Source organism: Exiguobacterium sp. s132 (genome assembly GCF_018617235.1).
Lineage (GTDB): Bacteria > Bacillota > Bacilli > Exiguobacteriales > Exiguobacteriaceae > Exiguobacterium > Exiguobacterium profundum.
On the sequence record NZ_JACSJU010000001.1, the window covers coordinates 1,394,931 to 1,407,702 of the forward strand.

The following is a 12,772-nucleotide window of genomic DNA, read 5'->3' on the forward strand; positions in this document are numbered from 1 at the left end:
CGTCATCCCTTCCATACCTGTCGCTCGCGCTCGCGCGAATTACCGAATCCAAGCTCTTCCCGATAGTTCGTCACCGTCCGCCGGGTCACTTGATAACCGTATCGAATCAATTCATTCGCAAGCGCCTGATCACTTTGTGGTGCCTTCTCTCGTTGAATCAGTTCTGCGAGTGCCCGTTTAATCATAAATGGCGAATGCCCGCGACTTGTAGACCGAACAAAAAAGTGTCGCCATTCCATGATGCCACTCTCGGTCTTGGCGAACTTCCCTTGGATGGCTCGTCCGACCGTCGATTCATGTTTTCCGATGAGCTGCGCGACCGTACGTCGGGTCAACGGATTAAGGACAAGTTCCCCTTTGAGCCACTCGGTCTGACGTGCTTCAATGATTGACCAAATCTCACGCAGCGTTTCGTTCCGCATCGAAAGGGACGTCATCCACCATTTCGCCTCACGGTCATTCCCGACACGCGTCTCGTCGAGTTCCGGACTAAGCCACGTCGTGACGAGTGTCCCCTCTTCATAGCGTACCTCGACTTCCGGAAACACGTGACCCGTTTCTTCATATAATAGAGGACGTTTCGGAAGTGTCGCGACGATTCGTTCGAGTCTTGCCAATTCCTCCTCTGAAATAGCAAGAGCAGTCGTCATCTGTTGAGGACTCACCCCACTCTCAATCGCTTCGAATACATCGACGATGCGAGGGTCCTCATGTTCGATCGCATGTCGATATTGACACTCCCGTTCTGTTCTCGCCCCGATCCCCGTCGGTTCAAGAAATAAAAGCGCCTGCCTCGCCTGTTCGATTCGAGTGACGTCGACACCGAGTCGTGTCGCCAACACCTCGTTCGCATCCGGCAATAATCCCCGATGGTCGAGCAAGAGGACGAGTTGTCGTCGCAACACTTTCTCATCCTCACTGCCGCTACCCTCATGAATCTGTGTGAACAGCTTCTCCTCAAACGAGCTCGCCGCATCTGCAATCCAATCGATGCTCCCGCTCCCGATTTGAATGTTCGTGTTATGTCGTGCAAGACGCGCAAGCCGGAATGCGAGCGCAAGACGGTCCGCCTCAAGGACCGGTAACCGCTGCACGAGGTCTTGCGTCATCTGTTGTTGCTGGATTTGTTTTTGCTCCTGCCGTTGCATCGTTCTCCCCCCTCTTTTCTATTGTATCGAACCCGCTTCCGTCGCGCTCAAAAAAGCTATGTGAACAGGATTGCTTTTTCAATAAAACAAATGTATAATAAATTCGTGTCACAGATATGCACCCGTAGCTCAGGGGATAGAGCACTGGTTTCCGGTGCCAGGTGTCGGGAGTTCGAATCTCTCCGGGTGTATCAGATGTAGAGGTCAGGCAGATTGCCTGGCCTCTTTTTCGTTTTACGATAAGAAAATCGTGGAATAGGTGAAAAACGATGACTATCGTTTGACCATCATTGACTATACAGGTATGATGAAATTACAACCTACATAAAGGAGGCAGATTCAATGTTAATTCCAACAGTTATCGAACAGACAGGCCGTGGGGAGCGCGCGTATGACATCTACTCACGCTTGCTTAAAGACCGCATCATCCTTCTCGGAAGTGCGATTGACGACAACGTCGCGAACTCAATCGTTGCACAGCTCCTCTTCCTTGCGGCTGAGGACCCAGAAAAGGACATCTCACTCTACATCAACAGCCCAGGTGGTTCGATCACAGCGGGTATGGCGATCTATGACACGATGAACTTCATCAAGCCGAACGTGTCGACGATTTGTATCGGAATGGCTGCATCGATGGGTGCCTTCTTGCTCCAAGCCGGTGAAAAAGGGAAACGCTTCGCATTACCGAACGCAGAAATCATGATTCACCAACCGCTCGGCGGCACACAAGGCCAAGCGTCAGACATCAAGATTCACGCAGAACGCATCATCAAGATGCGCGAGAAGTTGAACCAAATCATGGCAGAAAACACTGGACAGCCACTTGAAGTCATCGAGCGCGATACAGAGCGTGACTACTTCATGGCAGCTGACCAAGCGAAAGACTACGGTCTCATCGACAAAGTCATGACACGTTAATTTTCCGAAAGACACACAATCCTAATTGGATGTGTGTCTTTTTTATTGACTTCTGAAACCTGCAAGTTAAAAAGATATTGACCCTATTTTCTGAATAAGAGACCTATAATAAATAGGAATATATAGATAATGTAGACCAAATTGGGAGGTTTATTTTGAAAAAATTATTACATTTCAGTTCAATTATTCCGTTTGATGATTCGGATAATCATGCTTCATTACCGGAATATTGGATGCATTCACCTGAAGCCATATGTGCTCTTACTAAAGATGATGAAATTTGGTTCGTCAACCCTTCGTTCGAAAAGTTGCTTTCAGAATCCATCGAAGAATTTGTTGAAATACTGTCAAACGAATTGGATCCTTTTGCGGAATCCATGACTTCGTTACACGATGGGATTCAAGTTCGTCTTCAACCGTCGAATCGTCTATTTCAATTGATGCCCGTCCCTATTTCTGTTCACCCTGAGATTACCTTGGTGTTCTCGGTGATAGAGCGAACATATGAAAATGAGCTCGCACAAGAACGCATGCGCTTTGATGCTTATCGTCAAGTCTTCGGCGACATTCACGGTCTCGCCCTCTTTGAGTTCAATTTAGAGACTCACTATTTCGAGACATTTGGATCATTGAAAGATATGTTCGGACTTAGCACTATTTCATCGGATACACATACACCGCTACTCTTCAAACAGTTACTCCATCCAGATGATTTAAATGTGTATTTAAAGATTCTTGGTGAGTTGATGATCGACCCTGAGATTGAGATGCGGGAGTCTGTTGTTCGAATCTTTCATTTAGAAGAATCGCAATACCACCATTATGTCGTACGTAGCCATTTATCTATGGATCGAAAACTACTTACATGCGCGGTGATGGATCAATCGGTCTACCAAACTGACAATGAGAAGATTGAGAAATTCAATCAGTTTATCGAAGCCGGGATGATGGAGTTTGATTTTCAGAGCGATACGTTCCAACACGTTTCTCCTGGCCTATTCCGTATGATTGGATTTGAGATTGAGCCTTCTGATATCACGCTCGAATTTTGGAAGCAGTTTCTTCATCCAGAAGATTTGGAACGACTCACCTCATCACGTCATGAGACGTTACAAGGAGAATCCGCTACTTACATATATCGTGTTTATGTAAAGGATGAATTGAAGTGGGTGGAAGAAAAGCGTGAACCTATCTGGGATCAGAATAAAAATGTAACCGGTTACCGCTCCTATTTGAAAAATATTACGCGACTGCAAGAACAGGAGCAAGAAATCACCACATTACGGACAGTGGACCCGATTACGGGAATTGCCAATCGAGATACGTTAAAGACACATATCGAAGAACTATTAGAAGAGGCGCAATCCGTCACGATGATTGGAATTTCCTTCAATCACTATGCGGAGGTCAAACAAACACTAGGCTTTGAATTAGCGGATGAATGGAATGCCGTAACGATTGGCACGCTCCAACCTTACGTTCCTGATGATGCCTTATTAGCTGTCATTCATGAAGATTTATATTGCATTGTGATTCCTAGTTATTGGACCGATGAGAGAGTCCGGCGTTTCGGTGAAAAGTTGACCACCTTGTCCGAACGCGCTTACAGCATCAGTGAGTATGAAATCTTCCCACACGTTTCCGTCGGTGTCTGTCGCTCCCCACATGACGGGATGACAGCGAACGAACTGATTGCCCATACCGTTCAGGTGACAAATCACGCTTACACACAGGGACATTCCAATCTGGCGTTCTATTCATCGAGCGTTGACTTGCCATCCTTGCGTCGCTATACGTTGATCAATGATTTACGCACCGCCATCAAAAATAGGGAGCTGTTTGTTGTCTATCAACCGAAAGTCCATGCATGGACCGGTGAAATTGTTGGCGCTGAGGCACTGATGCGCTGGACACATCCAACTTGGGGACCCATCTCACCTGCTGAATTTATTCCGTTGATTGAGCACAACCAACAGATTGTGGAATTGACGGACTTTTTAATCGAGGAAGTCTGTCGATTTATGAATCAGCTTCCGACATGCATCCCGATTTCAATAAACATTCCGGCTTCCTATTTCTATCTAGATAACTACATGCAACAAATTCAACAATCCTATACGAGACACAACATCCTACCTCATTATTTAGAAATTGAAATTCCAGAATCAACGCTATTGGAGAACCGAGATCGAATGAAGTCCGTGTTTGAGACATTGAATGCATTCGGTATCACCGTGTCATTTGACGACTTCGGTACCGGTTATTCTTCACTCGCGTACGTACAGGATTATAATGTCCAAATCATGAAGGTCGACCGAATTTTCGCACACGGCATTCATCAAAATGTGAAGTCACAAGCCATCGTCCGTAGCTTGATGTATATCGCAAAAGAATTTGGTATGGATATCGTCGTAGAAGGTGTCGAATGTTTCCGTGATTTGAACTGGCTGCGGGACCATGGCGTCCAAACGATTCAAGGTTATCTCTTCAGTCCACCGGTCGAGAGCGAGCAGATGATTCGTCTCCTTGATCAAACGTATTTACCTCCGACAGAAGTGAGTTCACTCGAAGGTCACACGATGTTGATTCCCGTTCAAATGATTTTTTCTCGCATCCAATCGTTCACGTCCGATTTGGGTCGAGCACCTGCTCTAGTGTCAATGGAAGATCGTAAGTCGTTCAAATTATATACGACCTTGTTTTTACCGCCGAACGATTTTTTACAGTTCTCCATTCTGATGAAATCGCAGGACCAACCGATTCCTGTCAACATCATCGGAACTCCCGACTTCGAGGACGGGATTTACACATATGAATTAGAGCCAATTGAACAGAGTTTACTAGAGGGCGCTACTGAGCACGCCTTCCATCTCACTCCGGAGCAAGCTAAAAATACGTTACATCTCCATCATTTTCTCTAAAAAAAGAACGCATCGATGGATGCGTTCTTTTTTCTATTCGATGGGCATCCAAATCTCAATGATGTCGTCCGCTCCACCTTGCCCGTGAATATAACGCTCGAAGTCGACCGCGTCTCGTAGCGTCACATCTGGAACGTTTACTAGCTGCTCATACGTAGACGGAATCATCGGGATGCCTCCCTCCACCGTCGCGACGATATAGTTCCCTTTCGTCAGTTCGACACTTCGAGCACTTTCTCCCGACACCGGCTTCGTCATCCCCGCGACATAACCGTTCTCCTGCGGGAGACAGACCCCGTACGACTCGTCTGTCGTCAATTCTGGTTGAAGCTTGGCCCACATGTTCGGGATCTCCTCTAACGTACCACCATATCCATAGACGGAAATGGCTTCATTCAACATCTCATATCGAATCTTCATGTCGTTCCCTCCTGATTGCATCAATCGAATCTGCCTCTCGATTCGATGAAGTCGTTCGATTTCTGCCTGGACTTCATCCAATCGTGTTTCTAGTAATGTATCAACCGGTAGACCCGATTGAATTTGTTCTAGACGGAGTCCAATTTGACGTAATCGTTTGATTTCACTTAACCGTCGAATCTCTTCCATCCCGTACATTCGATACTGATTCTCGGTCCGCGTCGGGCGGACCAATCCGCGCGCTTCATAAAATTTGATCGCCTTGACCGACAATCCGGTCACATGGGCGACTCTTCCGATTGGAATCACGGTTTCCCCACCTCCTACTTTCACTGTACAGTCGCCCCTTAGAGGCAGGTCAATCATTAGTTTTCAGGGACCCGGACACCGAAGACGTATCGGCTATCTCCTTGCGACCACTCTCCGCCGACTTCATAGAGATAGATGCCCGGCTCATCCGGAACGACAAGTTCGGAAGGGACGAGTTCTCCATCCTCGATTCGATTGAAACTCGATGTCATCGGTTCTGCATGATAGACGACATCGATCCGGTCTCCCGGTTTGACAGTGATCAGTTGAAGATCGTCCGCTTCCGGTAGTCCGTAATCGGCGCATGTCGCTTGAGTGCCGGTCTCCCAACAGTACGTTGATTGTTCCACTTCTGCCGATACCGAACCAACCCGAATCGTTGGAAGCGGCGGCTTGACACTGTCCTCTCCATCCCCAAATAAGGTCATGGCGAAATAAACGATTCCCGCCCCGACAAGTACAAACAGTAAGATCATCCACACACGTCGATTTCGTTTCACGGTCTCATCTCCTTTCTTCACTAGTTCCCTGTCACGAGATAAAATCCCTACTCTAACAAAAAAAGACCCACTTTCGTGAGTCTTGTGCGTCATTTCGGGCGACGCAGTCCTTTCATCATATAACCGCCTTTGAAGTCGATTGGGTCAAATGCGACGAGGAACGCTTTCGGTTCATGCTTCTCGACGAGTTCACGCAGTTCTTTCATCCGGGTACGGGCCGCCAATACGTCAAGACGGTAACGGACCCCGTCACGTCCTTGCCCTTGATAATGCGTAACTCCATATCCGTTGTCACGCATCTGTTGGATGAGTTCCGCTGGATATTCTTTCGTATGGACTTGAATCATGTTGTAACCGATGGCGAGTTTTCGTTCGACGAAACCGCCAAGTAAGATTCCGAGCCCGAAGCCGACCGCATACACGATCATACCGACCGTCGTCAGATCCTGGAACACGATGCCGAGCGCAAAAATATAGATTAGCGTTTCTAACGTTCCGAATAGACCGGCGATGACGGTCTTCCCTTTCACGAGCATGATCGTCCGGAGCGTTAACACCGGAACGTAGATTAGTTGTAGCAGTAGGATGAGTAAGATTTGACCCATTTGATCGACCTCCGTTCCAATTCATTATCACCACTATTCCAAATTTCTGAAAGAGATGCAACTAAAAAAGGCTGACCGGAGTCAACCTTTCACTTAGTTATCTAGATTCTTTACGCTCGTGAGCAACTCGTAGTCTTTACGAATGACTTCGTAGATTGCGTTCTTGTCCCCGTTCAACAACTCTTCCGCACGAAGCTGGTTCAAGAAGAGGCTTGTAGCGAACGTGACGAGTGCACTTTTCGGAATTCCGATTTCTTTAGCACGCTCTGTGATGACCTGGTCGAGCTTAGCGTCAATCGTGAGCGATAATCTTTTCTTTTCATTCGACATAATGATGAAGCTCCTTTTACTCGCTTTTCATAAAACCTATACACAATTGCTTATTATATAGGAAGAATGGTTTTGGCGCAACCGCATCACGAGGATGCGATCTCATCGCCGCTGCGCACGCGCTCGGCAATCTGGTCAATTTTACGAAGTCTATGGTTGATTCCTGACTTCGAGATCGGACCGGACTCGAGCATCTCCCCGAGCTCCTGTAACGAGACGTCTTGATGCGTGACGCGCAGTTCGGCGATTTCCCGCAATTTTTTCGGTAAGACGTCGAGTCCGACCGTCCGTTCCAAGAACTTGATGTTCTCGACTTGGCGCAATGCCGCACCGACCGTCTTGTTCAAGTTGGCCGTCTCACAGTTGACGAGACGGTTGACGGAGTTTCGCATATCTTTGATGATTCGTGCGTCTTCGAACTCCAACATACCCCGGGTCGCCCCGATCAACTTGAGGAAGTCCGAAATCTTTTCACTTTCTTTCATATACAGGATATGCCCTTTTTTCCGTTCGAGCGTCTTCGCATTCAACTCAAACCGGTTCGCCAAATCACGTAGTGCCTGGTTATGGTTTTCGTACAAGCTATAGATTTCGAGGTGGTACGAGGACGTTTTCGGATGGTTGATTGACCCGCCTGCGAGGAAGGCGCCACGCAAGTAAGCGCGTGCTAAGTTCTCGTCCCCCGTCATATCCGAGTTCAGTGTCCGAATCATCTCGTAATTCTCTCCGAGGATCTCAAGATCCCGAAGCATCGTTTCCGCATGCTGTGACACTCGGACGATGTAGACGTTGTTCTTTTTCAAACGCATTTTCTTCCGTACGAACAAGTCTAACGGATGGTCGTAAAGGCGTTTCATCAACGAGTAAATCCGCCGGGCGATCGAGGCGTTCTCCGTCGAGACATCTAAGGTCATACCTCGTCCAAGGGCGAGCGAGATGACCCCGTTCATCCGAACGAGTGCCGACAGTTCCGCTTTCGCTTCCGTGTCGGTCACTTCGAGTTGTGTCAATTCTTTCTTCACATCTGAGGCAAAGCTCATCGAGTCCCCCTCCTTTCTATCTTTCCAACAATCTTTATTTCAGTTCCAATTCTTGAAATGAGCGCGGCTTCTTGATGCGGAGTACCCGCTGCATGACGAGTCCGGCGATTGCGTCGGAATCATGACGGATATACTCCCGATTATAGTCGACGATGTCCCCAGCGAGAACGTTCGTGCCATAGTTCCGGAGCTTCTTCCGATCGAAACGGACCTCTTCCGATCCATCCTCACGGTAACGCTCCAAATACTCTTCTTCAATCGGTTCGTTGTTGACGACAATCGTGTCAATCGATGCCTTCCCAAGGTACGACTCGATGACTTTCAAGTGTTTCATCGCGTCATAGCCTTTCGTCTCACCTGGTTGCGTCATCACGTTACAAATATAGACGACCGGGACTTTCGATCGGATGATGGCTTCCCGTACAGCTGGGATAAGCAAGTTCGGGATGATACTCGTATAGAGACTCCCTGGACCGAGCACGATGACATCTGCCTCTTCAATCGCCTCGACGACGCCCGGGGCCGGTTCAATGCCTTCTTCGAGTAAAAACATCCGTTTGATCGGTTGCTCATGAAGAGGGATCTTGGATTCCCCTTGGACGATGGTGCCGTCCTCAAACTCGGCTGCGAGGGTCATGAGCGTCTCAGTCACCGGCAATACTTTTCCTTGTGCGTTCAAGAGCTGCGACATGACATCGATCGCTTTGACAAACGAGCCTTCGCAGATGTGGGTCGCCGCCGTGAGCATCAAGTTTCCAAGGGAATGCCCTTCTAAACCAAATCCCGTATCGAAGCGGTATTGTAAAATCTTATCCATTAACGGTTCGACTTCCGACAATGCCAAGATGACATTACGGATATCGCCCGGAGGCAACATATGAAACTCGTCACGAAGACGTCCCGAGCTCCCCCCGTCGTCCCCGACCGTGACGATTGCCGTGATATCGAGTGGATAATGTTTCAACCCACGAACGAGAGTGGACAATCCTGTCCCTCCCCCGATAGCGACTACTTTCCGATCTCGTCTCATGTCACTTCTCCTTCGTCGCGTGAGCGAGGTCTCGGTGGACCGTCTTCACGTTATAACGTTCAGCAAAGTGCTCCGACACTTTCTCAGCGAAGGTAATCGACCGATGCTTCCCACCGGTGCAACCGAATGCCACGACGACTTGCGTCTTGCCTTCCCGTTTATATTGCGGGAGAAGGAACTCGAGCATGTCGATCAACTTTTTATAAAATGCTCGTGCCTCCGGATGAGACATGACGTATTCCTGTACTTCTGTCGTCTGACCCGTGAGTGGACGGAGCTCAGGGATATAGAATGGGTTCGTGATGAAGCGAACGTCGAACAACAAGTCGATATCGAGCGGAACCCCATGTTTGAAACCGAATGACATGAAGTTGACTGTGAACGGGATCCGTTCTTCATTGAATTGTTGGAGGATGCGGTCCTTCAACATCTGAGGCTTCAATTCGCTCGTATCATACAGCGTGTGAGCCCGATCACGGAAACCTTCTAACAGTTCGCGCTCCATCTTGATGCCGACAAGTGGCGCATCTTCCGGTGCGAGCGGATGGGACCGTCGCGTCTCTTTATAACGGCGAACGAGCACGTCGTCCCGCGTCTCTAAATACAACAGGTGCGGATGCACATTCTTTTTTTCCAAATCGTCGATGACGATGAATAAGCTATCGATAAAGTCTCGTGTCCGCGTATCGATGGCGACCGCGATTTTCGGTCGGACCGAGCTGATGACATCAATCAATTGTGGCAAGAGCACCGGTGGCAAGTTGTCGACACAAAAATAGCCGAGGTCCTCGAAACTATTCATGGCGACCGACTTCCCAGCCCCGCTCATCCCACTGATGATGATCAATTCTTCTAATCCTTTAAAGTCTTCCATCTCGCTGACGCCCCCTTAAAATTGACAACCGAGCCGTGTGTGTAGCTCTTTCCATCTAGTATAACGAACGTCCGAAAAAAAGAGAAGGACCGCGGTTCCCCGCAGTCCTACCTTCTTGAATCATGCGTTTTGTTCTTGCAACGATTCGAGGAGCCCCTCGATGAAGTGTTGAGCATTCTGAGCGGCAATCGACCCGTCGTTCGTCGCTGTGACGACTTGACGGAGCGTTTTCTCACGGACGTCACCGGCCGCGAAAATCCCTGGGATATTCGTTTCCATCGCCTCGTTCGTGACGATGTAACCTTGTTCGTTCGTGATGCCGAGGTCTTGAACGAATCCTGTAATCGGGTTCATCCCGATATAGATGAAGACGCCGTCAATCTCGTGGTCTGTCTCTGTCCCGTCAACTGTGCTGACGAGACGAGCTCCACCGACTTTCCCGTCTTTCTCTGTGATTTCTTTCAATGTGTGGTTCCAAATGAAATCGATTTTCTCATTGTCGAACGCACGTTTTTGAAGAATCTTCTGAGCGCGAAGCTCATCGCGACGGTGAACGATCGTCACCTTGTTCGCAAAGCGTGTCAAGAAGACACCTTCTTCAACAGCCGAGTCGCCACCGCCGATGACGAACAAATCTTTCCCTTTGAAGAACGCTCCGTCACATACCGCACAGTACGATACGCCACGGCCACCGAGTTCTTCTTCTCCCGGTACGCCGATTTTCTTATACTGAGCACCAGAGGCGAGGATGATTGCACGTGCTTTATAGTCACGGTTGTGCGCATGCACGATTTTATATTGTGTTTCATCCGAGATGCTTTGCACGTCCCCATATGCATACTCCGCACCGAACGCTTTCGAATGGTCGAACATTTTTTGAGACAAGTCAGGACCAAGGATGCTGTCATAGCCCGGATAGTTCTCGATGTCTTCCGTGTTGGCCATCTGACCACCTGGAATCCCACGTTCAATCATAAGTGTTGAAAGGTTCGCACGTGAAGCATATAGCGCAGCGGTCATTCCGGCAGGACCGGCACCGATGATAATGACGTCATAAATTTTTTCTTCTGTCATGTTGATTCCACCTCTGCAAGAAATTGATTGCCTTTAGTATAAGAAACCTGTAAGGGTATCGTCTATCTTTATGCTTGTTCGAGTGTCCGTTTGAACGAACGGACCGTCTCTGTCAACGTGTCGACCGAGAGATGGAAGGCGTTCGCACAATTTTCGAGAATCAATGCGTCCCGTTTCGTATAAAACATCCAGACGAGCGCAGCGGCCGATGCCGTTACGTCCATGAATGATTCATCAGACAACAGAAGCGTCGCGAAACGTTCATAGAAGTCACCCTCTAGGCTCATCCGTTCCGCTTCTGATACATGTGCTTCAGCCAAGACGAGCGCATCAAACGCACGCTTGATCCGGACGTCTCCTTTGAACGGTTGCTGACAAAGGTCGGCACGACACATCTCTGCGAACGCACGGACCGTCCCGTTTTCCGTCACCGCATTCGTGAGCGCAAGCGCTTCGAACGCTTCGTCATCTTTTAAGTTGGCGATGATTCGGATAATCTCGATTCGAGCCAAGTCGCTCTCTTGACGCAATCCTTGGACGAGCGCCGAACGAAATTCGAGGTTTTCTCGGATGTCGAAGCTTTGTTTCTCTTCAAACTGTTTCATCTCTTCATTGTTCAAGTAGGTGGCTGCCTCTTCAAGTCGTCCTGTCTTATAGGCAGACACGCTGAGCCAATGCCCAAACAATGGGTCCCCACGGAATCCGCGGTCTTTCAATAGACGTAGTTCTTCATATGCACGGTCGTAATGTCCGACAAGCGCGAGTGTCGTCGCTAATTTATAACGTAAGTCAAATTGGAGTGGACGGACACGTGTGAGCGGTGTCGACAACTGCAGGGCCACTTCCGATTGACCCGCTTCATGGAGCAAGAGAATCGTGTTCAAGATTGCATGCAAGTTGCCTGGATTTTGGTCGAGCACGTATTCGAGCGTCCGGAATGCCGCTTGGTCATCACCAAGGTAAAAACTGACGACCGACAGATTGTTGTATGCTGGCCAAAACGATGGATATTGACCGATGAGACGCTCGAGTGTCGCCTTTGCCGCAAACAATCGTCCTTTATCGATTTGACGCTGCGCTTCCGTATGCCACGTGATCAATTCGTCTTCTTCCTCGTCCTCTAACTCTTGTTCGAGTTCGATCAGTTCAAGAAGGGATTGCACGGCTTCCCTGAAGTGACCTTTCGTGTCACGGGCGAGATATTCGGATGCATAGTGCGCCGCTTCCTCATATTGAGAGACATAGGCACAGTTGCTTGCTAAGTGATACAGTGCCTCTGTTGCGGTCTCATCGAGCTCTAATACTCGTTTCCACACGTCATTGGCGTGGTAGACCTCCCCTACTTCAAATAACAGTTCTGCGTACTGTTTATGATAGTCGACGCGATGCGTGGCTGCCGCTGTCGCTTCAGCCATGAAAAAAGTCGCTTCATCCAGGCGACCTTCACGTAACGCACGACGACCTCTATAGTAGTGGAGCTCCGCAGCGAGCGGAGATTCTGGTTCGGGTAGCGTCATTACTGCTTCATAGTTCGCTTCCATATTCTAAATCCTCCACATCATCTCTAAATCTTTTTTTAGTTGCAGGGATAAGAATACCGCAC

At 48.6% G+C, this 12,772-nt stretch carries 12 protein-coding genes and 1 tRNA gene; 3 read left to right on the plus strand and 10 right to left on the minus strand.

Going from position 1 to position 12,772, the window contains the following annotated elements:
- Positions 1-2 precede the first annotated feature (2 nt).
- Positions 3-1,148 (minus strand): RNA polymerase factor sigma-54, encoded by a 1,146-nt coding sequence (locus tag KNO78_RS07115; protein ID WP_214690654.1) that lies wholly within the window; start codon positions 1,146-1,148, stop codon positions 3-5.
- 118 nt (positions 1,149-1,266) lie between these two features.
- Between KNO78_RS07115 and KNO78_RS07120 the strand changes: the two genes are divergently transcribed.
- From KNO78_RS07120 to KNO78_RS07130, 3 genes are all read left to right on the plus strand, one after another.
- Positions 1,267-1,339 (plus strand) — tRNA-Arg (locus KNO78_RS07120).
- Positions 1,340-1,490: 151 nt separating this feature from the next.
- A complete protein-coding gene (gene clpP, locus KNO78_RS07125) occupies positions 1,491-2,066 on the plus strand; it encodes an ATP-dependent Clp endopeptidase proteolytic subunit ClpP (RefSeq protein ID WP_012726916.1) in 576 nt (191 codons plus the stop codon).
- Positions 2,067-2,221: 155 nt separating this feature from the next.
- Entirely contained in the window at positions 2,222-4,987 is a 2,766-nt protein-coding gene (locus KNO78_RS07130) for a putative bifunctional diguanylate cyclase/phosphodiesterase (RefSeq protein ID WP_214690653.1), read from the plus strand.
- 33 nt (positions 4,988-5,020) lie between these two features.
- Here the strand turns inward: KNO78_RS07130 and KNO78_RS07135 are convergent, their stop codons facing one another.
- The 9 genes from KNO78_RS07135 to KNO78_RS07175 all read right to left on the minus strand — a co-directional run bounded on the left by KNO78_RS07135 (position 5,021) and on the right by KNO78_RS07175 (position 12,710).
- Complete coding sequence (locus tag KNO78_RS07135) at positions 5,021-5,716, minus strand: MerR family transcriptional regulator (RefSeq protein ID WP_159562635.1); 696 nt, start codon at positions 5,714-5,716, stop codon at positions 5,021-5,023.
- 56 nt (positions 5,717-5,772) lie between these two features.
- Positions 5,773-6,216: a hypothetical protein gene (locus KNO78_RS07140; RefSeq protein WP_308162654.1), complete on the minus strand. Its 444-nt coding sequence runs from the start codon at positions 6,214-6,216 to the stop codon at positions 5,773-5,775.
- A gap of 89 nt (positions 6,217-6,305) precedes the next feature.
- A complete protein-coding gene (locus tag KNO78_RS07145) occupies positions 6,306-6,821 on the minus strand; it encodes a DUF2179 domain-containing protein (protein WP_012726919.1) in 516 nt (171 codons plus the stop codon).
- Between the two features lie 93 nt (positions 6,822-6,914).
- Positions 6,915-7,151 (minus strand): hypothetical protein, encoded by a 237-nt coding sequence (locus KNO78_RS07150; RefSeq protein ID WP_012726920.1) that lies wholly within the window; start codon positions 7,149-7,151, stop codon positions 6,915-6,917.
- Positions 7,152-7,237: 86 nt separating this feature from the next.
- Positions 7,238-8,191: a DNA-binding protein WhiA gene (gene whiA / locus KNO78_RS07155; protein WP_159562637.1), complete on the minus strand. Its 954-nt coding sequence runs from the start codon at positions 8,189-8,191 to the stop codon at positions 7,238-7,240.
- A 34-nt stretch (positions 8,192-8,225) separates the two neighbouring features.
- Positions 8,226-9,221, minus strand: coding sequence for a gluconeogenesis factor YvcK family protein (locus tag KNO78_RS07160; RefSeq protein ID WP_074036285.1), 996 nt, complete (start codon positions 9,219-9,221; stop codon positions 8,226-8,228).
- A 1-nt stretch (position 9,222) separates the two neighbouring features.
- Positions 9,223-10,095 carry an RNase adapter RapZ gene (rapZ, locus tag KNO78_RS07165; protein WP_031422867.1) on the minus strand — a complete coding sequence of 291 codons (873 nt, stop codon included), beginning with the start codon at positions 10,093-10,095 and terminating at the stop codon, positions 9,223-9,225.
- Between the two features lie 120 nt (positions 10,096-10,215).
- Positions 10,216-11,169: a thioredoxin-disulfide reductase gene (trxB, locus tag KNO78_RS07170; protein ID WP_074036283.1), complete on the minus strand. Its 954-nt coding sequence runs from the start codon at positions 11,167-11,169 to the stop codon at positions 10,216-10,218.
- 68 nt (positions 11,170-11,237) lie between these two features.
- Complete coding sequence (locus KNO78_RS07175) at positions 11,238-12,710, minus strand: tetratricopeptide repeat protein (protein WP_214690651.1); 1,473 nt, start codon at positions 12,708-12,710, stop codon at positions 11,238-11,240.
- Between the last annotated feature and the right edge of the window lie 62 nt (positions 12,711-12,772).